Below are 24,427 nucleotides of genomic sequence, written 5' to 3' on the forward strand. Positions count from 1 at the left end.
GAAAGGGGAATTATAGTGAAGAAAAACGATCAAATAGAAATCATTTCAGAGGAAGAGATTTACGAACCAACGGGAAAGTTTCAACAGTCGGGTCGAGAAGTTATCTACACAAGAAAGACGATCATGAGAAAAGGAAAGTATACAATTTCTGTAAAGTCGAATGAGCCTAGCCCTGAAGCTATAAAAAACTTTAATCGCATGCTTAATCAAAGGGCAAAAGAAATATTGTTTAGAAATAAAGGATCTGATTATTAATACCATTATAAAGAGGGAAAACAAAAAAAGATGAAGAATTTTTTATGTTCTCATCTTCTAATCTTTTTGTGAAAAATTTACTACCTTATAATCCCCAAGTTCCTTAAAGCATTCATAGACTTCATTAAAAGGGAGTGGACTGAAATTTTTATATCCATTTGGATTAATTCTATCCTGGGGTTTATTGAACGTAATAATATAAGGCATTCCTTCTATGTCCTTGCTAGATAAAAGTTTGAGGTATTCATTTAAATCAGTAACTAGTTGTTGTGCAATTAGCTTTTAAAGCCGCCTGATATAATCTAGCCATACACCCGTTGTATTCATTGATTACTCTAAAAATGGGAATTTTATCAGGAGCTTCTTTTAAATCTCTAATAACATCCCTATGCCAGTCGTAGTTGTTAGAAATAAGTGAATCCTTAACAAAAAACAACATGATGTTTTTGATTTTTGAATTACGACTTATAGAACCGATTGGAAATCCGTAATGCTGTGTATAGTTCCTTAAATGGTACAAAAATCTATAAGAAAAGCTTGAATCAAATTCCTTTTTTGTTGCCGACTTCCAATCCTTAAATTCTTGTGAATTATTTCCGTACTTACTTTTTAGCTTTTTTTCAGTATGCTCTATGAATAATTTTGCGCTTGAAAGATAATTTATTGTTAGGCGATTTGCGTGAAAGCCAATTTTCTTTATCGAATCTTCACTGTGTTTTTCGTCGTTTTCTTGTTTTTCCAAATATTTTGTTAGATCAAGGTAATTATCTAGCACCATTTGAAAAAGGGTTTTGTATCTCTCATATTCTGCTAGGGAAGAATAACATCTATCTATTACCTTTAAATCGTTATTAGAGAACGATTCTTTTATAACAATCCTTTTTTGTCCGTCAATAAATTGGTAAACAGCTAATGATTTAAACATGGCTATTCTCCATTGTTTCTTCGATATTCTAACAATAATTTGATGATTTCTTCGGCTGTAAGGTCTTTAGCTGCAATTTCGTCAAGGTAGCGGCGTGATTCGCTCGAGTAGTTCAGGATTTCGTCCTTCGGGAATTGCAATTTAGATAATATTGTATAGGCATTATAACGGCGAACTTGATCGAAAGGCGTTCCCTTTTCGTAAAGAATAGATTCGAGATCAACCGATTCGCCTTCCGTGATAATCTTTTTATGTGCTTCGACTGAAACGACAAGAAGTGGGTCTTTTGTGGCTTTCTTCAACGTTCTTTCACCGCCCAAAATAAGAATATTAATTTTATTATAGCAAATGCAAGGCAAGCGTCACAATGCAGGAACAACTTCGTCCAACAACGATTCCCGCCAAACCTTTTCGTCTTGGGGCACATGTCCGCAAGGCGATTTTTTTTGTTTAATATCGCTCAAGCGTCACAATAACCCGATTCCCTACCACAATTGAACGTGTAAGGACAAAATAAAACAAATCGGGGGTTGATTATTCATGTATATCGAAACATTAAACAAAGTTTATATTCCATTAGTTGAACTCGGAGACAAAAAGGGCTTTAACGTCGGGTATGCGTTCACCGATAGCCCGAATATAAACGAAAACGAAGAAAAGCCTTCGTTCTTGATTCACACTTCGGCTTCAAACGCTTATGAAGTTGAAATAAGTATTTTCGGCGGAGAACTTCCCTTCATAGTAATCGGAAACTTTTATAGTTTCGAAAAGGCGGTTTCATTTATTGAGGAATATCACGAAATACTCTTAAACCTAAAAAAAGAATAGGAACCGAAAACACGGCAATTCCTTCGGGGTCGTCTTTTTCTTTGTCGCTGCTTTTCGCTTGAATGACATTTAATAGAATAACGAATAAATAGTTTCGGAATAGTATGCGAAGGATAAGGGAAAGTGATCGTTGTCACGGCTTCATATTGGACGAATGCGGGCTACGATTTGTCTTCGAATAGGTAAGCGAAGGGAAACGTCTTGAAAGCGTCAAGAATGCCCTTATTTGTCGTTGTGGGCTTCGACATTGGGATTCGTTCATATATGCGAAGAATACGTTTTGACAATCCGCTACACGGGTTCTATTTTGACGTGTGCGGGCTTCGTTCAATAAATTCATTTCATTCGATTGTTGGTCGAATGGTTACGGTCGGAATTCGTTCAAAAACCCGTGGTTCGCCCTTTGTACGTCTTGGAATGTCCGAAAGATTTCCCCGAAAAAACACGAACAATCCCTAATAACGCAAGGATTCGAAAGGGCTTCCGCTTGGATACGCTCGGACATATCTCGACAATGAATCCCGATAATTATTGCCGCCTTTTTATTCGGAATATAACAGACATTATACGTCGAATTACACTTTCCCCTGTTTGTCAAACCCCCGTCATATCAACGTTTGTCAAAGATTATTCGTCGTGACTGCTCGAAGGTATTATTCCCATTCGTCGTATAACATGACCGAAGGAAGCAACGACAAGCGGCGACAACCAATCAACCCCAATCGTTTATACATTTGTCCACGCCTTCCGCCTTCCACAATAGCCGCCAACCATTGATATATAAGCGTTGTATAAAATTATGTATAATCGTCAAAAACCCGAAGTTTGAAAACGTTGATTTGTCGCGGTTTATGCAACGATAGAACTTCCGATAGGTACAATTATGTAAACTAGAATCGAATATACAATACATGATTTCGTATAAATGATTACGATAAAGGGGTGATTGGAAAAGGCGAATGAATAATAATTTGTGTGTGTCATTGTTCGGAAATTTTGAGGGGTACACCCGGGGGGACGGCATAGCCGCCGCCTTGCAGAACGGATTCAGTAAATATACGAATAATTTTTCGAAAGTATCGGCAATCAAAGGACGACAAGTGACAAGCATATTCTTCGAATGGACACGGATTCGGTTTCAGTAGGACACGGAAGGCAATCGCCGGGACACGGATTCGGGTTCGCTATCTGAAAGCGTATGTTTCGCAAAGTGACCGACAATGAATCGCAAGGAATCGCCGAAGGATTTCCGCCGCATGAAGCCGCAAAGAATCGCCTAAAAATATTTTTAAATTATTTTCGAGAATTTACTTGTAGTTTGAGTTCACAGTATAAATACATAGTATATATTCGATATTTACGAAATAAAAACGGTTAAGAAAAGAAGAAAAGACAAAGCGAAACGAAGTGAAGCAACGAAGGAACGGAGTGAGTGAAGTTAGAAAAGAACGTAAGAATCGAAAGAAGCGAAGGAAACGAAAGAAACAAAAAAAGATTGGGGTCTATTCATTTTAAGAATCAAACAAAAGGCAAAGACAAAATATTGATTCTCCAATACTAAGACCATGTATTGTCGAACCAAGCCTTCGGCAAATCATTTATAAAAGAAATCGAATCTATAAAAGACCCGACAAAAGGAATCATATTGTCGAAGATATAAAGTGAAGAAAGCGAAATATAAAAGAAGAAGATTCCGCGCCGCCGCGATTCCCTTCCCGTTCCAATTGTCGGGGGCATACGGTAGTAAAGCGATCAATCGAATGACCCGAAAAATATTTCTTCTAATTGTCGAGAATATCTTGTGAAAAGCGTTCACGGCGTATTTGTTAGTATAGCGGTAGAACTTCGGCGGATTCATTTCCGTCGTTCCATGATAATGCTAATGGCAGGCATTCTGGATACCCTTTTCAATGGCGGCTTGAAAAAGTCGTTTTTTTATTTTGGCTTTATTGTAAACAAATACAACTTTAAATATATACGGGGTGAATATCTTGGAAAAACAACCTTTACGACTACACGGGAAATCAATGCGATTGCTTCGAGTAAATCACGGATTGAACGGCGTACAAATGGGGAAAGAAATCGGCGTTTCAAAAGCTTACGTTTCCATGTGCGAAACAAATATTCGCATCTTATCGGCAGAAAAAACGAAGAAGTTTCTTGAAGTTATCGGAATCACGGAAGACGAAGCACGGGCATTCGTCGAAGTCGTTGGATATTAAAAACAAAGGGGGCGTTTAATTATGAGAGAAGTTGAAACTATCAAGGCGAAAATCGAAGAACTAGAATCGAAGAAAGAACAATTGTCAACGGAACTTGCGGCACTATCCGAAGCAATCGAAAACAGTTTCGAAGACTTACTTCTTGGAAAGGTCGACAATAAAACGATTGACCAAGCGAAGGCAAAGTTCGAAGAACTTCAAGCGGAGATTGTCAAGACTGACGAATACATCCAACGGGCGAAGGCGGTTCGTAAGAAATTAGCGCGGGAGAAACTTATTCCATTCGCAAAACAGAAACGCCAAAAAGCAGCTGCGGAAGTTCAGGCTAAATATAACAAACAGGTCGAAGTGGTACACGGGGCAAGGGTGGCATTCTTGGAAGAACTCGCAAAGCTTGGACGAATCAAGAACGAAGTCGGCGGAATCAACACGGAATATTCTTCTTTGGTGAACGATATCGGCGAAGAAGTGTCGTACTATGATAAGGCGATTCTGGACGAACGAAAAGTTCATTCCCCGGAAAACTATACGAAAGAAATTGATTGTATCGGATTGAAGGTTGAAACGCAAGTAAGCGTATATGCTTCGGGCAATGTACCAAATTGGGGCGGGGGTGCTTCGAAGTGATAAACGCGGTCGAGTTAGTACGGAAGCAAGAAGAATATCGGAATGGGACGATTGCCATTGTCCAGAAGCTTCACAACGAAGGGAAACCGAAAAGAGAAATCGCGGAGACGGTAGTATTACTAACTCGGAAGCCGACGTCATTCTCAAGAAACTAAATAGAACAAATAACGCGGGACGTCCATCAACGGGACGCCGCTTCTTTTAGGAGGGAATTCGGATGATTAAATATGATAACGGAACTAATCCATTACAGGCAATGATTGACGGATACGAAGAAAGGGGGAAGTCGCAACCATTCACGGAACCCGCAAGCGATTCGCTGGAAGTCCTTCGTAAACAATACGAGAAGAACCCAGACGTTTTGTCGCCTATTCAACTTCTAACGATTGGAATGGCGGACTTGAACAATAAGTATGTAGAAAATAAACGCAAGGCGGTAGAAGAAGCCCCGCCGGCACGAAAGGAAGAAATGATTTCGACCAACTCGAAGGAATTCCAGGAACTTGAACGTCAACTCAAAGAAGCAAACGAGCAACTAAACCAAGTAATGTCGGAAAGAGAAGGCGGCGGGAGCGAATAATTCCCCCGCCCTTTTTTATGGGGGTGATGATATGCCGATGGACTGGAACGAACACGAAGAACTAATTCGACGGATAGACGTCGCCCTTTACGGCGTTGATCTCTCGCTTCTTCCGGTCGAACAACAAGCCATTGTCAAAGAGCAAGCGGCGCGGCGACTAGAACTCGAAGAAATGCGAGAACGATTGAACCCGAAACCAAAGCGCGTACTTTCAAAGGCGGAGCAACTGGAAGCCCGTCGCCTTCAAATACTAGAAGCAAAGTTTGACCGGGTATCGAACGGGAGAGCCCTCAAAGAATTGTCAAACGAAGACCTGGAAAAGCAATTGAAAATCTTGAAAGCAATCGCAAAAAGAAAGGGGGTGAGTTAATTGGATATTTTCGACGGATTAACCGAACTTGAAATTCAAATTGTTCAAGAATTAGCCAACAAAGGAAACCGCAGCTATGCTGATATTGCCGATAAAGTTGGATTGTCTGAACGGCAGCTGTTTCGCTATCGTCAAAAATCGCATATCAAAAAAGCGGTTCGAAATATTGCGATTCAAGAACTCGAAAGTGAAATTCCTACGATGATAAACGCATTGAAGAAAAACATTCAACGCGGCGACTACCGTTCGATTGAATTGGGCTTCAAGACGCTTGGACTACTTGTTGAGAAAAGCGAGGTCAAGACGACAATCGAGGACGCGCGATATAACGAAATGAGCGAGGAAGAACTTGATCGGGAGATTGCGGAAATCGACCGCGAATTGAAAGTTCTTCAAGGGGGTGCGAAATGATGGCCGCCCTCTTTGACGTTATGCCGCAACTTCTAAACGCTCATGACTTAGAAGTCCATGCGGAACGGGGTCGCCAATGGGAACGCCGGGAACGGGAAGAATTCGCCGAACGCAAGCTTCACGCTGAAAGATTGCTTCGAAACGATGAGCCAAACAATATATTCGCAATTTCCCAGGTATGCAAATTGTCGGTCATGACGGTTCGCGAACTTGAAGCGAAATATCGAATGGAACGGGGGTTGAAATAATGCCAAAACAACCGCCCGAATACTGGAAACAAGTTTGCATGGATAATGGCGTTGACGTTTCGGGTCTTGGTCGACAAGATATCGAAGTCAAAGCCCTTCGGTCGCTTGGTTTTTCGGGAACGTTGAATGATATGCGGCGGGAGTTCTACCAAGCACGAAGGGGCGATTCTTTCCTTTCCGATGCAATAGCAAAAAACAATCAGTGGAATGTCGGGTAATGGAGGGAAAAGTTTTAGAAGAAAGATTAGGGGTTCAAATGCACGGTGCATTGCGTGAAGGATTTTTAAAGATTTATGGATACACAAGTGACGGCGACGGCATTAGGCATGCATTAATTGAGGAACCAAGCTTGTCTTTTGAAGATGCAAAATTTATGCTTGTTGCTTGTTCGGCATTCGTTAACTATCTTGTTGTAAAATCAGAAAAAGCTGGCATTACCTTATAGTCATTCCTTTAGGCGTTCCAATCCGGAATGTCTTTTTTTATACGTAAAGAAAAGGAAAGGACGTGAACAAAAATGAAAAAATGCAATCTTTGCGGCGAAAGCCGAATTGAAATGTTTTATACATATCAAAAGACACGTTGCAAGGCGTGTCAAAGGGCGAAACAATACGAATTCAATCGGAACAACCCCGAATATTTAAAGGCAAAGAACCAACGCCGAAGGGCAAGGTTGAAGGCATTGCCTCACGACTTTCCGCCGAACGTATGGAAAGCCGTTCTTGACCGTTTTGACGGGCGTTGTTGCCTTACGAATTCGAAGGACGTAAGTCTTGAACACGTCGTGCCTCTTTGCGTTGGGCATATGGGAACGGAAATCGGCAACGTCATTCCACTTGATAGGACGTTGAACTTGTCAAAGGGGTCGAAAAACTTCCTTGATTGGTTCAATGAAATTGAAGCAAGTCTTGAAATGCACGATCGTTTTGACGAAGTGATTTCGTATCTTGCGGAATTGAACGGATTGACATTCGACCAATACCTTGAATTTCTGTATTGGTGCGAAGATAACAAGCGGACGATTGAAGAAATTGAAGCTGCAACAATGTCAAGCGTCGAATTGTTCAAAGCGACAATTGAAAATTAATTCAAAAAGGGCGGCGATATGCTTCCCGTTTTTTGGCGTGGCTTTTTAATTTACAAAAATAAATTCCATACCTTTTACAGTATGGAATTGAAAAAATTATCGCTCTTTTCGCTCTTTTCTTGCTTTCAATCCTTCGACTATTTCAACGCAATATTGGCGGAATTTTTCATCATCAACTTGTGCATGACGTCCGTCGTAAGTCGAAGATACTTGGTTATATAAAGAGTATTTCGAGAAAGTAACGAAATCCCCACCGTTGAATTTTCTCGTTACAACACGGGCATTTTCGGGAAGCGGGATTTCGTTGCCGTTTTCGTCGTAACCTATATGTTGGATATCCCAAAACGAACGGTCAATATATTGTCCTGGCTCGATTTCCAAAACTTCTTCGCCGGAATACTTCATTTGTTCTTCAACTCTTCGGTCAATTTCGGACTTGAAAACTTGTTCAATTTGTTCTTCTTCTTCTTGATATTCTTTGTATACGCCGCTTCGTTCAAATGGCAATGTGTTCAATCTGAAATACATCCAATCTGGGTCGTCACCAACGGGATGAAAAGTAAGGGATTCGGGATTGACAATGATATAAGAACCGCCAAAATCTAATTCCAGCTTTCCTTGTTCGTCTGAAAATTTTGCTCCCGTTATATCCAAACCGCCGCCCGAAGGCATAAATGTATGATTCGACGCTTTACTTTTTCCGATAGCGTTCAAAACTTCAACGATTCTGTTTCTATCCGTGATTTTGATAGAACCATTCGGTACTTCACCAAAGATTCCTTCGATCATTTCTTTCCATAAAGATAATTGTTCTTCTCTTTCTTTCTTGTATCTTTCTTGATAATCGCTCACTAGCATTCCCGCCTTTCATATGAATCTTTTTTTCTATTAAATGATAGCAGAGAAATAGCCAAAATTCACCAAATACCTTCGCAAAAGTTTCCAATTTTCTGGTGGCTTTTTTTCGTTGTCACGGCGTCCCGCTTGGGGCGTCTTTCTTTGTTGCCATAAATAAAAATACTTGATTTTCCTTTAAAATACCAAACTATGTATGTTACCGTTATATTACAAACATTTCGAAAGGGGGAATAAAAATGAACTTTTGGAAAACAGGAATGACGGGAATCTTGGTCGGCTCATTGTTGGTCGGTTGCGGTACGGAACAAGCGGAAAAGAAAGAGGAACCAAAAGTCGAAGCAGCAACGAAAATCAAAGTTGAAGCCGAAACGATCGACCCGAAGGAATGGAAGGACGTTTCAAACGCGGAAGAACTTGAATATCCAGACTTCGAAACAAATGCGAAGGGGTGGATTTCCCAAACGTTGACCGACTTGCAAAGCGAAACGCCGGACAAGTATTTTGACGCCGGATATGACGAATCGTATCACGAATATATCATGGCGCAATCAATCACGAATGTTTTGGGAACATATATCCAAGTTGAAGGCGGCGACCTTGAAAAAGATTTCGATAACATTTATACATTGGCGGAAATCGTTCAAGACGAACATATCAAACGGGGGGAACATTTAGACGTCGACTATTTGGCGGAAAAGTACGGCGAAAACAAACAAGAAGCGGTCAAGGAATGGAAGCCGTCAACCGAACGTCAAGCTGAAGCGTTTGAATACCTGTTATTGTTGCTCAACGACGTTCATATTGCAATCAACGAAGGGGCGACGGGTGAAGTTGCCGGGTTCTCATATCAAGCGGACGGAGCGAAAACCAACGAACTTGAAGCATTTATCAAAGGCGGCGAATAATTATGAGAATAAAAATTTTATTATCTGGAATCGTTGTTGTCGGTTTATTGATCGGTTGTAGTTCGGAACAAACTCAGGAAACGCCAAAGGAAGAATCCACGACGGAAATCAAAGTCGAAGCGGCGGCGAATGAAACGAAGGAATGGAAGGACAAGTCAATCACGGCGAAAGAGTTCATTGCAATGTTGGTCGATGAATCAAACAAGATTCCACGGGAACATGACGAAGACGAAGGGTATTCACAATATTTGTTTGCGAAAGAATTGAACAACGCTTTGAATAACTATGTCCGTGTTGAAGGCGAAGACCTTGAAAAAGACTTTGAAACATTGGCAATCATTTCGTCCTATATTGGTCATTTGCAATTCGTTCGGACGGCGAAGGCGGGGCGATGGAAAGAATCGACTTGGTTGACCAATGGAAGCCGCTTGAAGACGACCAAGTTGAATCGTTCGAATACATGAAACAAATCATTCACGACCTTGACGTCGGCTTGAACCACAACGGGAACGGGGCAACGTTCGGCGTGACACACTTCTTGGACGGGGAAAACGTCGATAAAATACAAAACGACTTGAATTATTGATATCGAATAATAACGGGGACGGCTTCGGGTGTTCCTCTTTTTATATATTTGATATTACGATTAATCACATTTTGTTGCAGGTAAACGCCCTTTATTATTGCAGATAAGAACGCCTATTGATATAATTCGGTTAATCGTAATTGAATTGACGTGTTGACTTGTCGCTGACTTCCGTTGGTACGATTGACTTACGGAAGACTTTCGACGACTTGTCGCATTTATTCGTAATGTAGCGCTACCTTGACAGGGTAGAGGTCAAACCATACGATCTGGTAGTTCAGGGGGAGAACGCTTGCTTGACAGGCAAGAAGTCGGGGGTTCGAATCCCTCTCAGATCATCTAATTGTAATTGCTGGAATTCTTGATTTATCAAGGGTTTCAGCTTTTTTGTTTTTGTTTCCATCAGTTATATTTATCATCCACTTACACCAGATAGCTTTTTGAATCTTGGTTTTCCTAACCCTGTTTTTTCGTCAGAATTTGTATTTGCTAACATTTTGCTAACGGGACTTTTTGAAAGCTTTATGGAAAATATCGGCTACATCGTTATCTTCATTCGGCATTAGGTGAGCGTAAATTTCCAAGGTAATCTTTGGGTTAGTATGTCCTAAACGAGATGCCACTTTTACAATGTCTACACCCTCAGCAATAAGGATGGAAGCATGTGTGTGTCGTATGTCATGAAAGCGGATAGGTGTGACTTTTGCATTTTTACATATTTTCCTCATTTCACGTAATACGTTTCGTGGATCTTGTATCGTTCCCGTCTCGGTTGAAATTACAAGGTCAAGTTCTTGATATTGGGTTCCAGAGCGCTTTTTCCATTCTTCTTGGGTTTTCTTGTGAGTAAGAAGTTCTTCAATGAAAAAGTCTGGTATGGGAACTTGACGAATGGATTTCTTGGTTTTAGGACTAGAGAATATATAACCTAATCCAGAAATACGAGCAACAGAACGTTGTACCATAATAACCTTTTTCTCAAAGTCAATATCGCTCCATTTAAGTCCCAAAATCTCACCTTTTCGCATTCCTGTATAAATCGCCAGAAGAAACATGATATAATGACGATTTTTCCGGGATACTTCTAGGAATGCGTGAACCTCGTCAAAAGACCAGATTTTGAAATCTTTTGTTTTGATGGATGGAGGCGCTGTCTTAGAGACTGGATTTGTTTTAATCATGTTCCATTTCACAGCCTGCTCTAATGCTTGATGTAGCATCTGATGTATTTTTCGTATTGTATTTGTACTGTAGCCCTCATCTAATTTCAAATTATAGAGATTATCAATATCTTTTGACGTAATCTTTGAAAGTGGTTTATTATGAAAAGGGTTTTCTCGTATGAGATGCTTATCAACGGTAAATCTTCTGCTGAATGCCGTTGTTTCCTTCACACGTTTACCGTAATGTTGAAACCATTCCTCGATATATGAAGAAAATATCTTATTACTTGGTTCGATATATTCACCTTCTTCTAATTCCTTTAGGATATTTAGAAGGGCAGCTTCTGCATCTTTTTTCTTTTTAAATCCTCCTTTTGTTTTTTGTTGCCGCTTTCCAGTTTCGGGATCTTTACCTATATCAACTACATAAGTCCAAGTTGATCCGCGTTTACTTACTGAGCCTTTCATAGATTGCTATTACCTCCTGTAACTCGTATAGCAATGTAACAGAAGGATTTCAAGCAAGTGGTCATTAACAGTTTGACCATTATGCTAGATTTTTATAAGGTGATTACTTCAAAAAGGATTTATCCCTTATGGGGAGGGGAAAATGGTGTTATATGTAGGCTAGGACCCCCGTAAAGGGTGCAGCTAGCTATTTGAGTATCTTTTATACTAAAGTGATTGATTCATAGCGTTATGGAAGATATCTGCAACATCATCATCTTGGTTTGGTATAAGATGTGCATAAATTTCCATTGTGATTTTAGCATTGGCATGACCTAAACGTGCCGACACCTTCACTAAATCTACTCCTTCTGAAATTAGAATAGAAGCATGTGTATGGCGGATATCATGAAATCTGATCGGAGTTACATTTGCTTCTTCACAAATTTTTTTCATCTTTCGTAAAATATTTCTAGGATCCTGTATAGTACCTTTCTCAGTACAAATAACTAGATTTTGATCCTGATATTCTTCCCCCAGTCTATTTTTCCAATTCTCCTGCTCTTTCTGAAATATTAGTAGTTGTTCAATAAGAAATTCCGGTATTGGTATTTGACGTATTGACTTTTTTGTCTTAGGTGTAGTAAAAATGTACCCTTCTTCAGCAATCAGCTGAAGTGTACGTTGGACATGGATTTTCTTTTTTTTAAAATCGATATCGCTCCACTTTAGCCCAAGTATTTCACCTTTTCTCATACCGGTATAAATAGCAATCAAGAATAGAATTTTATAGCGGGAATTATTACATTTATCGAGAAAAGCCCTAATTTCTTTAAATGACCATATTTGCATTTCTTCTTTATTTACTGGGGGTGGATCAGCATCGATTGCTGGATTAAATTTGATTCTCTTCCATTTAACAGCTTGAGTTAGAGCAATATTTAATAGCTGGTGTATTCTTTTCACTGTACTTGCACTTAATCCTTGCTCAAGTTTAAGATTATATAAAGCATCAATATCTTCGGTTGTAATTTTAGAGATTGGTTTGTTTGAAAACGGATTATCATTAACTAAATGCTTATCAACTGTGTACTTTCTTGTAGAAGCAGTGGATGCCTTCACTCTCTTTTCGTAATGTTTAAACCAATACGGTACGAATGAAGCAAATGTTTCCTCACTTTCTACGATATACTTTCCTTCATTAATTTCATTTAATAATTTTATTCGAGCAACTCTTGCTTCCTTTTTTGTTCGAAAACCACCTTTTGTAATCTGGTTTCGACTGCCGTCGTTATTTCTTGGACCCTCAACTACAATGGTATATGTGGATCCACGTTGGTGAATACCTTGTTCTTTACGTTCCTTACCCATGATTTTTCCTCCTAATATTTTTTTGTTGTAATAGAAAAGTGATTTTAATAGATACATACTTTAAACAGAAAGTTTCCTATTTAGAGAAATTCATTTAAGGTAGTTAAAAAGATAACTTTAAATCAAAAGCCCGCAGAACATGGTTATCCAATGGATAACATCATGTAACCTGCGGACTTCGCTTGTTTGGTTACTATAAAGGTTTTCATTAACCGGTTAATCATGAATCATTATATCTTGTGATTTTCCTCGTTTTAATACCTTACCATTATTTTTTTTATTTTTTTAGATAACAAAAAAGGAAGAAGAAGCGCATAAGCACTTCTTCTTCTCAAGACATACAGATTGCACTAACAATAACATTATGTACAATATTAGAAACAACTATTCATGAGTGGATGTTGAAAATGGGGAATATAGAGGATTATGTATACATGGTGTGAATAATAAAATCACATAGAGTTAGACAATATTAACTTAGGTGATTCCATTTAGTGTACTAGGTGAAAAACAGTGAGAATTACAAAAGTTCATATACAAAATTACAGAAACGTAGAAAATGTAAATTTAGTTGTTTTGGCATTTAATCGATGTATTTTTTTCAGGATATTTACTAATCACTTTGAATCATTTTAGTGAGAAACTATATAGACATCAATAATTATATAGATTTTGTTAAACTGTGCTTATTGAACAAACGGGCCATTATCCGGAATAACACAAAACAGCAATTGGGTATTTGTGCTAAAATACAGATAAGGTTAGTTTTGAAAAAATTGTACAATGCCAATGGGCAGTATAGTGGAAGATGTAATATTCTTAATTACCTTGACTTTTTTTTATTGAAGACATATTATTAAAAATGTATCTTTAAAAATCAAGGAGGATTATTAAAAAATGACACATTCTATGAGACTACGTTCCCTAACTTTGAACAAGTAATTAAATACGTTCAAAGGCTCTGTTTGTGTATACAGAGTAAACGGGATTAGTCTGTCCTTTTTTAATAATCTTCATTTCATATTTGTAAAAGTCACCCACTCCATATTTGCAGTTTTGTGCTCTTAACTACTTTATTTATGTGGGATGAAAATATGTCATGTTGAGAAAGGCGGCTTGTTCTACCTTTCTTTATTTTTTATCTTTTTTAACCTTCTTAGCTATGCTAAAGTTAGGTTTGTTTGCTGATGGCTCTCTAAAAGCCACAAAAATAAGGATGGGTCTCTTTCCCTTTACTCTACAGTCACAGGCAGATGCTTGTGATTTTTTTATTATTTGGAGGTAGGGAAAATGGATAATAAGAATTGGAAACGGAATTTTTTTGCGATTTTTACAGGGCAGTTCTTTTCATTATTAAGCAGTGCTGCTGTTCAATTTAGTATCATTTGGTGGTTAACAGATACAACAGGAGGTTCGCCACTGATTTTAACGCTAGCAGGTCTGGCTGGATTTATGCCACAAGCTTTATTAGGTCCTTTTGCTGGAACCATTACGGATCGTTATTCACGAAAATTGATCATGATATTTGCAGACATGACGGTTGCACTTGGAAGTTTAGCTTTATTTGTATCAATGTATTTTTTTGAACCAAGTATTCTGATGGTCATACTTGTGTTAATCATTCGTTCATTAGCAACTGCATTCCATATGCCGGCCATGCAAGCGTCCATTCCACTAATTGCCCCAGAAGAGCATTTGACAAAAGTTTCTGGATGGGGACAGACAGTAGGTTCTATATCAAATATTGCAGGTCCAGCAGTAGGTATGTCATTACTAGCGATAAGCTCCATTGAGTGGGTACTATTACTAGATGTCTTTGGGGCAGTTATCGCAAGTAGTATTTTACTGTTTATTCACATTCCCAATGCGCAAAGAGCAGAAACGGCGGATTCTCCTAGTTTTTTAGGGGAAATGAAAGAAGGATATCATGCACTTGTAAAACACCCTGTTTTATTAAGGTTAACACTGACAATTACTGTTGTTTCGGTGCTATATATTCCTCTAGGCACCTATTTTCCTCTTATGACACGAAATCATTTCGAGAAGGGTGTAGTCGAAGCTGGAATTATCGAGATTGTTTTTGCTGTTGGTCTAATCTTAGGTGGTTCATTGATTGGGATCATCGGGGATAGATTCGAAAAAATTAAACTAATTGTTACAGGGATGATGTTGATGGGTATTGCATTATTCATTTCTGGTACACTCTCACCAACTTTTTTCAACGGTTTTATTGTAATGGCTGGTCTAGTTGGGGTGTCTGGGCCATTATTTTCAGCACCATTCTATGCTTTTATCCAAACAGAAATCGAACCTCACTTACTTGGGAGGGTGTTTAGTTTTGTAACAAGTTTGTCATTATTAGCAACACCAATTGGCTACGCATTAGCTGGAGTTCTGATTGAATTAACAAATGTGGCTATATTATTTTCTATTACAGGTATTTTAATCGTATTAAATGCGGTTATCGCAAGGAAAGCAAAATAGGAGGGGAATTCCATGCAATTTTTACTATTCTTTTGATACGAGCTTGGTTTAGAGAAAGAGGCTCGTATCGATTCTAGCTATCGATACGAAATAAAAATATTTCGGAGGTAGCAAAGATGGAAAAAGTATGTTTTGAATTAGAAAATGTCGAAGTGACATATTTAGATAAAGAGGTTTTAAAGATTGAAAGATTAGCTGTACATCAATTTGACCGTATCGGAATAGTCGGTAAAAATGGTGCAGGTAAAAGCACGTTACTGAAATTACTGGCGGGTACAATTCAACCAACAACCGGAAAGGTGCATCGTCTTGTTGAGAATGGTTATTTTGAGCAACTTGAAACTCCATCAGTACGTGATGCTGATCCAGCGTTACTTGGAAAATTAGACGTACCAAGAGACTCTAATCAGCTAAGTGGCGGGGAACAAACAAGGATGAAACTCGCTCAATTGTTTACTCATTATTATGAAGTTTTATTAATTGATGAGCCGACTACTCACTTAGACCAAGAGGGAATTTCGTTTTTGCTTGATGAACTTAGGTATTACTACGGAGCGCTTGTATTAATTAGTCATGACCGTTCTGTATTAGATGAACTTGTTACGACAATTTGGGAAGTTCATGAAGGCAAGGTACGAATCTATTCAGGAAATTACAGCGAATACTTGGCACAAAAGAAGTTAGAACGTGAACAGCAGAGTCAAGCTCATGAACAGTTCATAAAAGAAAAGAGCCGGCTAGAAAAAGCGGCACAAGAAAAAATGAAGAAAGCTGAAAAAGTTGCACAAGCAGGTCGATTGTCAAAAAAAGAAGCGAAGGCCAAACCGGATAAGTCCTTCATGACAAAATCCAAAGGTACGAGCCAAAAAGCTATACAGCGTGCAGCAAAGGCCATTGAGCAACGAATGGAAAAACTTCAGGAAGTCGATGCTGTAAAAGAGGATAGACCCATAATCTTCCATCAATCGAGAAGTCTAGAGTTGCATAATAAATTTCCGATAATGGCAGACCGATTTACTCTTCAAGTGGATAACAAAGTATTATTTAATGAAGTAAGTTTTCAGTTGCCACTGGGAAAAAAAATAGCGATTATTGGTAATAATGGTAGTGGCAAAAGTACTTTACTCCACCATATTGCAATCAAGGCACCCGGCTTAACTATTTCACCAAAAGCAAAAATTGGCTACTTTCGTCAAATGAGCTATCAATTTTCAAGGGATGAAACAGTATTAGAATTTCTGAAAAATCGTTCTGAATATGACGAGGGATTTTTACGAAGTGTTCTACATTCCATGTTTTTTGTCGGCACAGATATTTTAAAAAGTGTAAAATCATTAAGTGGTGGTGAAGCGATTCGTCTACAATTATGTCAATTGTTTTTAGGAGAATATAATATTTTATTGTTAGATGAGCCGACCAATTTTTTAGATATCCATGCCATTGAAGCATTAGAAAGATTTATAAAAGCATATGAAGGCACAATTATCTTCGTATCACATGATCGCAGGTTTATGAATCGTATAGCGGATTGTATTTATGTCATTGAACATCAACAGCTAAAATTAAGGGACTGATTAATGAAGAAGGAGAAATGATGGGGCTTATTATCAAAATAAAATCTTCCATAATCGGGCGCGATTGTGGAAGAGCATAAGCCTAATTCCTCAGTAAAAAAAGGGGGGATTAGGCTTATCATTTTCCAAAGCCTTGACGTTTCCCCCATTGGTAAATGTCTTTGCGGTAAGTGGTAAATTTCGCGGCAACCGCTGGTAAAAAACATTTCAGAGGTGGTACATGGGTAAGCAAAAGTAAAAACCCAAAAATAACTTGTACAACACGTATTCTTGCAAAAAGTACATTCTATTAATATTACAAGAGTTAAAGTAATAATCCCAAAATGTTGAAGGACAATTAGCATATAAGAATCTTGTCAATAGAAGCTAAGTCGTAATATAAGAAAATGCAGTGTGTTTTTGAACCCGAAAGCACACTGCATTTATTATTGAAATCAACGACTACCTTTCTTTTATAATCTAAGAGAATTTTAATATAGTGTTAAAATTCTCTTTATTTCCTCAGTGTTGATTTACTTTATATTGAATGATGTTTTATAGAGAACTGTTTTGTACAATAGATGAGAAACGTTCATCAATTCCTCCGGTAGTATTAAAATTTTGAATGTCTAAAAGAAGTTGTTGCAGAGCATTTTCACATTCTTTTTTAGTTTTAAATCCTCCAACTGACTTTCGCAAGCGCTTGCCTGTAATTGGATCTTTACCAATATCCAACTGAAATGTCCAAGTTAATCCTCGTTTAATAATATATCCTTTCATAATCAATTCCTCCGTTTATTTTATAAGTTTAGTAGTTCTTGCAAGTGGCTATTAGTGTAAAACCACTTGCCATTTAAATTTATTTGTTTTGTTGCTGTGCTTGAAGCCAACTGAAAAACTCTGACTTCAATACGCGCTTACTACGACCAATTTTAATAAGCGGGAATGAAACTAAATTCATAATTTCATAAGCTGTAGGTTTTGACACCGTTAAAATTTCAGCCAAGTGTTCAGCAGTAAGCATAAATGGGTAATCCTCGATGTTTTTTTGCATTTTATTAATTCTCCTTTAGTAATTTTAGTTTAAATAAAATCAATGTTTTATGAATCAATCGATTAATTCTGAGATATTATAGCGTCTGTTTTTTTCTATTCGAAGAGGTTTAACTAAAAAAATTATAAAAAGGTAAATGCAATATCTTCCTCTGAAAATCCTCGATGTTTTTTGCATTTTAATTAGTTCTCCGTTATTAGTTTTTGTTTAATTAAAATCAATGTTTTATGAATCAATCGATTAATTCTGAAATATTATAGCGTTTGATTTTTTCTATTCTAAGAGGTTTAAGTAAAAAATTTTATTTTCCTTTATATATGGGTTTGTTTTTTATAAAATAAGGGCCTCGGAATAAACTGTGAAACTAGAATTGTAGTGAACAAATAATATTACAGAGGGTATAAATGTTGTTTGTTGTGTTTAGAATGTTAAAAAACATTCTAAAGTAGGGAGATAAGATGAGTAAGATGGAACAGCCAACCGATACGATTCATAAGATTTTTGATGTGCAGGATGATGCAGTACTTCATGCTGAAGATATTGCAAAGCTGGTAAATATGCATACAGAAAGTGTAAGACGATGGTGTCGAACTGGTAAACTACCAAGCTACAACTTCGCCGGTAAGTATATTGTCGTAGGATCTGATTTTAAGGAATTTATGAGAAAGGCTAAAATCAAACGAAGATGGGAACAGATGTTGAATGAGTAAGGAATATGTATATTTGTCTTTTTTTAAGTCGAATAAGGTAAATTATATTTATCACTCAAAATCACAGACAATTGAGTTTGCTTGTATATATTGTCATGGAAAAGCTGCAATGAATAGTAGAACATCTGAGTGGAAATGTCGTATCTGTAGCGAAAGTGGCAATCTAGTTACACTTATTAATTTTGCAAAACACAATACATTTGGAGAAATATATGTACCAAATAAAGAGAAGCAATCTATCTTCAGGATGTTAGATCGATTATCAAATAAGTATCCCGAAGAAAATAGATTGGTACTTTTAGAACAGAAAGTAAAAGAACTTATCAAATACTATGAAAAAAACACCGTATAGCCATTAATGGCCGGTACGGTGTTTTTGATTTTTAATGGAATACCATTGCATAACGAATGATTTAAAATCTGATCCACGAATTTTGTAACGACCAAAGGGACTGAGGCATTTCAAATGTCCGCTTCTGCACCATCTTCTTACCGTTTCTTCGTGTACTCCTATCAGTCTAGCGATATTACTTGGGCTGAGAATTACATCGTTGTCGATGGCATGGATAACAGAGAATCTTTTTAATTCATCGTAGTCGTTTTCTTGGTGTAAGTGCTGCATCCTTTTTATACTCCTTTCAAAGTTGTAATAATTTTTTTCTTACTAGCAATCAAACTTTGGCGTTTAGAAATCCACTGTTGTTCAGTCATACCTTTAGGCTTCTGTTGAATTTGTATTAGTTCGCTGTCAATTTTTAATAGTTGTTCTTGAAGATCATTTCTTTCGGGGTTCTCTTCATCAAGGTTATCTGTAAACGATTCAACCTCAAGAATCATCGTTCCTACTCTATACCCTCTTTCTTCTTCCCACACTTTTAACTTTTCAAGATCCCAAGGGAAATTGATGGTTGCATCAAGTACTTGATAATATTGTTCCTTGGAAATCTCAGAAAGGTAATATTCTTCCCCCACAGAGCGAGTCGGTTTGTGCCGTAATTGATGATCTGCAGCTGTTCTCTTTGCTAAGTCATTTAAGGAAATATCATCTCTGATAAAGGTACGCATAATAATGTTGTTTAAAGAATGCCTTGAAGCTTTAAAGATAAAATCTTGTTTTCTTACGTCATCTAGAAAATCAAGTTGTTGACGTAAACGGTTAATAAATCCGAATGTCATTGGCTTTTTATACTGATATTCTGGTAGAGCATAGTCCGGCCTAAATAGAAACCCTTTCCCTTTAGGAAAACTTTGGTCTTGCTTTCTATAGATAAAAGATAGAAATTGATTTAGTTGTTTCACGGTATCAGGTGGAATAGGAGTATGATAGTCTGGGTGAGAAGGACTGTTTTCTTGTTTTGAAATAGAGGCAGGTAACCTTAATATTCCCCAACCCTTTTCATCGGTTTTAAGATAGCCATCATAGTCCAATTGGAAATGTTCAATTTTTAGTTTATGAAGCTCTTCAGGTCGTATACCCGTCGTACATGATAGTTGCCACATTGTCGCATTTTTCAATGGGTCTCTAGCTCGTAGATCTTCTAACAAATAATGTTTGATTAACACCATTTGTTCTCTGGTCAAAAACGTTTTTGTTCTGGTATTCACATCTGCTTTATTAAGTTCACTATCTTTTCTAGGGAATTGTTGAAGGAACTTCATAATGCGCCTCTTAATACGGGTAAACTTTCTAAATTCATCTTCATCATCCATTGCATCTTCTTCCATAGAATCTAATAGATAGTAATAGAAGGGCCTTAATTGCTGATAGTAATTTATTAACGTCTTTCCTTTTCGCTTCGTAGAGAGAAACAAGTAATCATCTTTTGTTACTTTATAGATATCAAACACATCCGGATTGAAACCATCAGGTAGTTGAATTCTTTGGAAAGGATTTTTGTGAAAATCATCTTCAATCCCACATCGTCCAGCGATTATTAATACAAATGCAGAACTAATAGTTCTTTTCATTACTTCAATCATTTCATCTTTATTCGCAATTTGCGGAGCGGAGCGATATCCATTGTAATCTATTACTCCGCCATTTTCTCTAAAGCGCAAGTATTTTCTAAGAAGCTCTTGTTGTTTTTGGTTTAATAAATCAAATGCACTTTTCAGGTTCTCGCCAACAAATTCAGAAAAACTCTCTTTGACCTGAACTTTTAGTGATGGAAGTAACGTTATTATTTCTGTTTCATCGTATAAATTGGTTCCCAGTAAATGAGCTGGTTGAGGAAGTAGTCCAGCTCGCTGGTATTGCCGTAATTGCGAGAGTGAAACAAGATTCGTATTTTTCCCAATCTGTTCAATAGTGTTAAATCTATTTTCAAGTACAGCTGAACGAATAAAAAAGTAATTCATTCTAATATCTAATAGATCAGGAGGTGGGGGAGCGCATTTAGGGATTTCGACGTATTTTCCTTCCCAATTACCTCTTCGAATCTGTTCTACTAATTCACGAAATGATAGATTTAACATTCTTGCCACATGATAAGCAGCTATATATTCAGGACTATTATTGTAAAAGTGATATGCCTCATTATGTTCTGAGTAATATTCTTGAATGAGTGGAATGGCCTCTGGTTGTACGAAATAGTTCGATTCATCCTTGACAAGATATTGAACAAAAGGTGTTTGCTGTACCAGATAATTGAAACATTTCCCTGAAATTCCGCTTAACTTAGCAGCTTGATTTCGCGTTAATAAAGTTAAGTTTTCCATTTTTTTATCCTTTCTATCGTATTTTATCAATCTATCCATTTTTGGATAAAAACATACATACACACAAAACACACATTCTATAACAAAATAGGATGTCGAAATGATGGTTATTAGGAGTTAATGTGTTGCAGTATGTGAGCAATGTGTGTTTCATCAAACTTGTTCATTTGATGTTTTTAAACATTATAGCTACATAATTGCTGCATTCGAACAACCTAGAAAAATAGATTGAAAAAATTATCTAGAATTTCTTTAATTGAACAACTTCATACGATAAACTAACTAATAGCAAATTAATCTAGTTAAAAACAGAAGGAGTAAACTAAAATGAGGGACCGCAGAAGAATTCCAAGAATCATTTCCTTGCTACAAAAGATTTGGGAGCAGCAGCACGACGTTCGCTTTAACCAATTAATTTCTAATTTGCAGTCTCAGTATTCGCTTCTGAATGATAATTACGGAAAAAAAGAAATTGATTCTAATAGAGGTACATATTTAGATTTATTTTTTCTAGAAGATGATAAGTGGGAATTATTCCTTGAAGATTATTGGAGAGAAATTGAGGAAGAACTGAAAAAAGAAGAAGCAAAAATTACTGATGAAGTTATTAATGAAGTAATTAATCTGTTTCTTGAAGCAGGCATTAAACAGGAAAGCTTAGATGATAAAGTTTCTAATAACATTAGAAGATTTTATCTAGTTGAGAGCAGATGGTTGACTACGGAGGCCATAACTGACCTGATTAAAAATTTCTCAAACGAGGACAGACTACAATTATTTTATAAAATAAATCAAGGTCTATGATAAGTAAAACTTAACACAGACCCAAATTAATCTTATATGAAATTAACCACTGACTTTCATTTTGGACAAATCAAGAAATGTTCCTGTTTCTTTGACAAATAGTAAATCAACGGGACCGACTGGACCATTTCGTTGCTTTGCTATATTAATTTCGATTTTGTTTTTTTGATCACTGTTGTTGTTATAGTAATCATCACGATGTAGCAAAAGGATTACATCAGCGTCTTGTTCAATGCTCCCTGAATCTCGTAAATCACTCATATAAGGACGTTTGTCTGCCCGTTGTTCAACATTCCGATTAAGCTGACTTAATAGAATGATAGGTACGTTAAGCTCTTTTGCCATTATCTTTAGTTCTCTTGTTATCGCTGCGATTTTTAAGTCGTGTCTATCGTAGCTGTTATCTGTCTTTATTAGTTGTAAATAATCAATGATAACCAAACTAGGATTTTCTTTAGTTTTTCTTATTTCCCTTCTAATCTTTAAATTGATGTCAAAAGTAGTTTGACCCGGATAATCGTCTATAACTAAGTCCCATTTATCAATAATTCCTGTAACGTGTGCCGCACGGTCCATTTCTTCATCTGTCATTTGATTTTGACGTAAAAACATGGAATTAATGCCTGCCATTGAACTTAGTATTCGATAGAGTAGTTGCTTTTGGGGCATTTCAAACGAGAAAAAAATCACTTTAGTATTCTTTTTGCAAGCATTTATTGCAAAGTTTAAAGCAAGAGCTGTTTTTCCTACAGACGGTCGAGCAGCGAGTATAATTAAGTCTCCTTTTTGAAATCCATCCGTCATTAAATTTAAATCTAAAAAACCTGTATCAATTCCACTTAATCCTTCGTTTTTATTTGAAAGTTCATCATATATTTCCATTAGGACATCTTGTTTCGAGACTCCCGAAATATCTCCACCTTCATCTGTTAACTCGTTTAATAGTTTTAGAGTGTGATAAAGGCTTTCTTCACTTGGAGTAAATTCAAAGGATTTAAGAATTTGTAATGCCTTTCTAATTTTAAAAGCCTTTTTGACCAGACCTTCATAAAAGTGGAAAGGTTCAACACTAGGAACAGCTTCCCCTAATTGCAGGAGATAGCTCACACCTCCGATTTGCTCTGTTGTAATATTACCTAATTTTGAAACCAACGTTACATAATCTATTGGTTCATCATCTTTGTCTAATTCTTTCATAGCCTTAAAAATAGTTTGATGTTTTTCCCAAGAAAATTCCTCAGATTTTACAGTAGTATCTTTAATTAATTCGGGTTTTTGTAAGATGCAGCCAAGAACCACTTGTTCTGCCTCAATATTATAAACATCATTATGGTTATTCTGCATTTAACATACGTCTCCGTTCTTCAAGTTGTTTCAGAAAATCGTTCCGAGCCTTTTCCTGAACAGCAATTTGACTGATTGTTGGAGGAAAAGAGCTAGTTCGAATATATGTGTGTAGATTTTGCTGGACAGCATCAAATGGCATTGTCACCAAATGATTAAGCCAGAATAACAATTTTTCTTGATTCATCTCAAAATTAGGGTATGCGATTGTTATACTGCGGATAATAGAAATAGCCTGATCTTTAGTCATGTTGAGTCTCCTTTTCGATTGAGTTCTGGTTTAATAAACTATCAAGAATGGTTAGATTAGAGTGTTTTTTACTAGTCTGATAGATTTGCTTATCATTATTAACATTCTTATCATTATTGTTTGTGGCCAATTGTTGGTTAATGCCTGAACTGTTGCTGGACAACGGTTGGTCACTTCTTTGATATTTATCCCAGTTCAATATTGTGACAATGCTATATTTATTGGTGGATGTAATAGAAACCGCTCCCTTTGATTCCAAAAGTTTTAGCCAACGCCATAGTGTCTTTCCAGAAACGAAATATTTTTTAGGAATATTTCGATTGTATTCAGCTTCTAGTGAAAGACGACCTGTCAGAAATTGTCCGGCTGATAGATTAATTACTTGGTTTTCAATTAAAAGTTCAGCTTGCTTATGATTTGCTTTCATTAAACACAAAAGCCATAGGCGGAGCTTAGGTGGGTCCTGCCAAATTGGACTTTGTAAAATTTCACGATAAAGTTTGATATAACCTTGCATTTTTTTAATTTCCTTTCCTTAATAAAGATTAAATGAATTGGCCAATTCGGATATCATAATATCTTGGGATTTTTATATTTCTAGAGAAAGGATAAAATTTATTTAATTTT

Annotated in this window: 30 protein-coding genes and 1 tRNA gene; 19 read left to right on the forward strand and 12 right to left on the reverse strand. The window is 37.0% G+C overall.

What is annotated here, in order from left to right; genetic code table 11:
* Positions 1-15: 15 nt before the first annotated feature.
* Positions 16-255, forward strand: a complete 240-nt coding sequence (locus H0185_RS18065) for a hypothetical protein (RefSeq protein ID WP_221874891.1) — start codon at positions 16-18, stop codon at positions 253-255.
* A gap of 253 nt (positions 256-508) precedes the next feature.
* On the opposite strand, the gene H0185_RS18070 is transcribed toward H0185_RS18065, so the two are convergent.
* Both H0185_RS18070 and H0185_RS18075 read right to left on the reverse strand, forming a co-directional pair.
* Complete coding sequence (locus H0185_RS18070) at positions 509-1,180, reverse strand: hypothetical protein (protein WP_221874892.1); 672 nt, start codon at positions 1,178-1,180, stop codon at positions 509-511.
* A 2-nt stretch (positions 1,181-1,182) separates the two neighbouring features.
* Positions 1,183-1,482 carry a thioredoxin domain-containing protein gene (locus H0185_RS18075; protein ID WP_221874893.1) on the reverse strand — a complete coding sequence of 100 codons (300 nt, stop codon included), beginning with the start codon at positions 1,480-1,482 and terminating at the stop codon, positions 1,183-1,185.
* 238 nt (positions 1,483-1,720) lie between these two features.
* On the opposite strand from H0185_RS18075, the gene H0185_RS18080 reads away from it, so the two are divergent.
* The 11 genes from H0185_RS18080 (at position 1,721) to H0185_RS18130 (ending at position 7,553) form a co-directional block, all read left to right on the forward strand.
* Entirely contained in the window at positions 1,721-2,008 is a 288-nt protein-coding gene (locus H0185_RS18080) for a hypothetical protein (RefSeq protein ID WP_221874894.1), read from the forward strand.
* Positions 2,009-3,999: 1,991 nt separating this feature from the next.
* Positions 4,000-4,230 (forward strand): helix-turn-helix domain-containing protein, encoded by a 231-nt coding sequence (locus tag H0185_RS18085; protein ID WP_221874895.1) that lies wholly within the window; start codon positions 4,000-4,002, stop codon positions 4,228-4,230.
* A 21-nt stretch (positions 4,231-4,251) separates the two neighbouring features.
* The gene (locus H0185_RS18090) at positions 4,252-4,857 is read left to right on the forward strand and encodes a hypothetical protein (protein ID WP_221874896.1); all 606 of its coding nucleotides are present in this window, start codon (positions 4,252-4,254) and stop codon (positions 4,855-4,857) included.
* Entirely contained in the window at positions 4,854-5,012 is a 159-nt protein-coding gene (locus tag H0185_RS18095; protein WP_221874897.1) for a hypothetical protein, read from the forward strand. The genes H0185_RS18090 and H0185_RS18095 overlap by 4 nt, the downstream gene beginning before the upstream one ends.
* Positions 5,013-5,074: 62 nt before the next feature.
* On the forward strand, positions 5,075-5,437 hold the full coding sequence (locus tag H0185_RS18100) for a hypothetical protein (RefSeq protein WP_221874898.1): 363 nt from the start codon (positions 5,075-5,077) through the stop codon (positions 5,435-5,437).
* A 31-nt stretch (positions 5,438-5,468) separates the two neighbouring features.
* Positions 5,469-5,807 carry a hypothetical protein gene (locus H0185_RS18105; RefSeq protein WP_221874899.1) on the forward strand — a complete coding sequence of 113 codons (339 nt, stop codon included), beginning with the start codon at positions 5,469-5,471 and terminating at the stop codon, positions 5,805-5,807.
* Positions 5,808-6,218, forward strand: coding sequence for an AsnC family protein (locus tag H0185_RS18110; protein WP_221874900.1), 411 nt, complete (start codon positions 5,808-5,810; stop codon positions 6,216-6,218).
* Positions 6,215-6,466: a hypothetical protein gene (locus H0185_RS18115; RefSeq protein ID WP_221874901.1), complete on the forward strand. Its 252-nt coding sequence runs from the start codon at positions 6,215-6,217 to the stop codon at positions 6,464-6,466. The genes H0185_RS18110 and H0185_RS18115 overlap by 4 nt, the downstream gene beginning before the upstream one ends.
* A gap of 38 nt (positions 6,467-6,504) precedes the next feature.
* Entirely contained in the window at positions 6,505-6,684 is a 180-nt protein-coding gene (locus tag H0185_RS18120; RefSeq protein ID WP_221874902.1) for a hypothetical protein, read from the forward strand.
* Positions 6,684-6,911 (forward strand): hypothetical protein, encoded by a 228-nt coding sequence (locus H0185_RS18125; protein ID WP_221874903.1) that lies wholly within the window; start codon positions 6,684-6,686, stop codon positions 6,909-6,911. Before H0185_RS18120 ends, H0185_RS18125 begins: the two co-directional genes overlap by 1 nt.
* A gap of 72 nt (positions 6,912-6,983) precedes the next feature.
* Complete coding sequence (locus tag H0185_RS18130; protein ID WP_221874904.1) at positions 6,984-7,553, forward strand: hypothetical protein; 570 nt, start codon at positions 6,984-6,986, stop codon at positions 7,551-7,553.
* Between the two features lie 96 nt (positions 7,554-7,649).
* Here the strand turns inward: H0185_RS18130 and H0185_RS18135 are convergent, their stop codons facing one another.
* Complete coding sequence (locus H0185_RS18135) at positions 7,650-8,405, reverse strand: DUF4457 domain-containing protein (protein ID WP_221874905.1); 756 nt, start codon at positions 8,403-8,405, stop codon at positions 7,650-7,652.
* A gap of 242 nt (positions 8,406-8,647) precedes the next feature.
* Between H0185_RS18135 and H0185_RS18140 the strand changes: the two genes are divergently transcribed.
* The 3 genes from H0185_RS18140 (at position 8,648) to H0185_RS18150 (ending at position 10,240) form a co-directional block, all read left to right on the forward strand.
* Complete coding sequence (locus H0185_RS18140) at positions 8,648-9,316, forward strand: hypothetical protein (RefSeq protein ID WP_221874906.1); 669 nt, start codon at positions 8,648-8,650, stop codon at positions 9,314-9,316.
* Positions 9,317-9,318: 2 nt separating this feature from the next.
* Positions 9,319-9,780 carry a hypothetical protein gene (locus H0185_RS18145; protein ID WP_221874907.1) on the forward strand — a complete coding sequence of 154 codons (462 nt, stop codon included), beginning with the start codon at positions 9,319-9,321 and terminating at the stop codon, positions 9,778-9,780.
* 388 nt (positions 9,781-10,168) lie between these two features.
* Positions 10,169-10,240 (forward strand) — tRNA-Val (locus H0185_RS18150).
* A gap of 162 nt (positions 10,241-10,402) precedes the next feature.
* Here the strand turns inward: H0185_RS18150 and H0185_RS18155 are convergent.
* Together H0185_RS18155 and H0185_RS18160 are read right to left on the reverse strand one after the other, a co-directional pair.
* Positions 10,403-11,533 carry a tyrosine-type recombinase/integrase gene (locus H0185_RS18155; protein ID WP_100347997.1) on the reverse strand — a complete coding sequence of 377 codons (1,131 nt, stop codon included), beginning with the start codon at positions 11,531-11,533 and terminating at the stop codon, positions 10,403-10,405.
* 207 nt (positions 11,534-11,740) lie between these two features.
* Positions 11,741-12,883: a site-specific integrase gene (locus tag H0185_RS18160; protein WP_221874908.1), complete on the reverse strand. Its 1,143-nt coding sequence runs from the start codon at positions 12,881-12,883 to the stop codon at positions 11,741-11,743.
* Between the two features lie 1,290 nt (positions 12,884-14,173).
* Here H0185_RS18160 and H0185_RS18165 point away from each other — a divergent pair.
* The gene (locus H0185_RS18165; RefSeq protein WP_078990171.1) at positions 14,174-15,367 is read left to right on the forward strand and encodes an MFS transporter; all 1,194 of its coding nucleotides are present in this window, start codon (positions 14,174-14,176) and stop codon (positions 15,365-15,367) included.
* A 116-nt stretch (positions 15,368-15,483) separates the two neighbouring features.
* Positions 15,484-16,941 (forward strand): ABC-F type ribosomal protection protein Msr(G), encoded by a 1,458-nt coding sequence (gene msr(G) / locus H0185_RS18170; protein ID WP_078990170.1) that lies wholly within the window; start codon positions 15,484-15,486, stop codon positions 16,939-16,941.
* Between the two features lie 534 nt (positions 16,942-17,475).
* Here the strand turns inward: msr(G) and H0185_RS18175 are convergent.
* A complete protein-coding gene (locus tag H0185_RS18175) occupies positions 17,476-17,700 on the reverse strand; it encodes an Arm DNA-binding domain-containing protein (protein ID WP_221874909.1) in 225 nt (74 codons plus the stop codon).
* A gap of 79 nt (positions 17,701-17,779) precedes the next feature.
* Positions 17,780-17,974, reverse strand: a complete 195-nt coding sequence (locus H0185_RS18180; protein WP_221874910.1) for a helix-turn-helix domain-containing protein — start codon at positions 17,972-17,974, stop codon at positions 17,780-17,782.
* Between the two features lie 458 nt (positions 17,975-18,432).
* On the opposite strand from H0185_RS18180, the gene H0185_RS18185 reads away from it, so the two are divergent.
* The gene (locus tag H0185_RS18185; RefSeq protein ID WP_221874911.1) at positions 18,433-18,684 is read left to right on the forward strand and encodes a helix-turn-helix domain-containing protein; all 252 of its coding nucleotides are present in this window, start codon (positions 18,433-18,435) and stop codon (positions 18,682-18,684) included.
* A 355-nt stretch (positions 18,685-19,039) separates the two neighbouring features.
* Here H0185_RS18185 and H0185_RS24575 read toward each other — a convergent pair whose 3' ends face one another.
* Positions 19,040-19,306, reverse strand: coding sequence for a helix-turn-helix domain-containing protein (locus H0185_RS24575; protein ID WP_221874912.1), 267 nt, complete (start codon positions 19,304-19,306; stop codon positions 19,040-19,042).
* 5 nt (positions 19,307-19,311) lie between these two features.
* The gene (locus tag H0185_RS18195; protein ID WP_221874913.1) at positions 19,312-21,402 is read right to left on the reverse strand and encodes a hypothetical protein; all 2,091 of its coding nucleotides are present in this window, start codon (positions 21,400-21,402) and stop codon (positions 19,312-19,314) included.
* A gap of 327 nt (positions 21,403-21,729) precedes the next feature.
* On the opposite strand from H0185_RS18195, the gene H0185_RS18200 reads away from it, so the two are divergent.
* Positions 21,730-22,206: a hypothetical protein gene (locus H0185_RS18200; RefSeq protein ID WP_221874914.1), complete on the forward strand. Its 477-nt coding sequence runs from the start codon at positions 21,730-21,732 to the stop codon at positions 22,204-22,206.
* A gap of 42 nt (positions 22,207-22,248) precedes the next feature.
* On the opposite strand, the gene dnaB is transcribed toward H0185_RS18200, so the two are convergent.
* From dnaB to H0185_RS18215, 3 genes are read right to left on the reverse strand one after another with little or no spacing between them, the layout of a single operon-like run.
* Positions 22,249-23,550 (reverse strand): replicative DNA helicase, encoded by a 1,302-nt coding sequence (gene dnaB / locus H0185_RS18205; RefSeq protein WP_221874915.1) that lies wholly within the window; start codon positions 23,548-23,550, stop codon positions 22,249-22,251.
* Positions 23,540-23,800 (reverse strand): replicative helicase loader/inhibitor, encoded by a 261-nt coding sequence (locus H0185_RS18210; RefSeq protein WP_221874916.1) that lies wholly within the window; start codon positions 23,798-23,800, stop codon positions 23,540-23,542. Before H0185_RS18210 ends, dnaB begins: the two co-directional genes overlap by 11 nt.
* Positions 23,793-24,317: a hypothetical protein gene (locus H0185_RS18215; RefSeq protein ID WP_221874917.1), complete on the reverse strand. Its 525-nt coding sequence runs from the start codon at positions 24,315-24,317 to the stop codon at positions 23,793-23,795. The genes H0185_RS18210 and H0185_RS18215 overlap by 8 nt, the downstream gene beginning before the upstream one ends.
* Between the last annotated feature and the right edge of the window lie 110 nt (positions 24,318-24,427).

The organism is Mesobacillus maritimus (genome assembly GCF_019749255.1).
Taxonomy (GTDB): domain Bacteria; phylum Bacillota; class Bacilli; order Bacillales; family Cytobacillaceae; genus Mesobacillus_B; species Mesobacillus_B maritimus_A.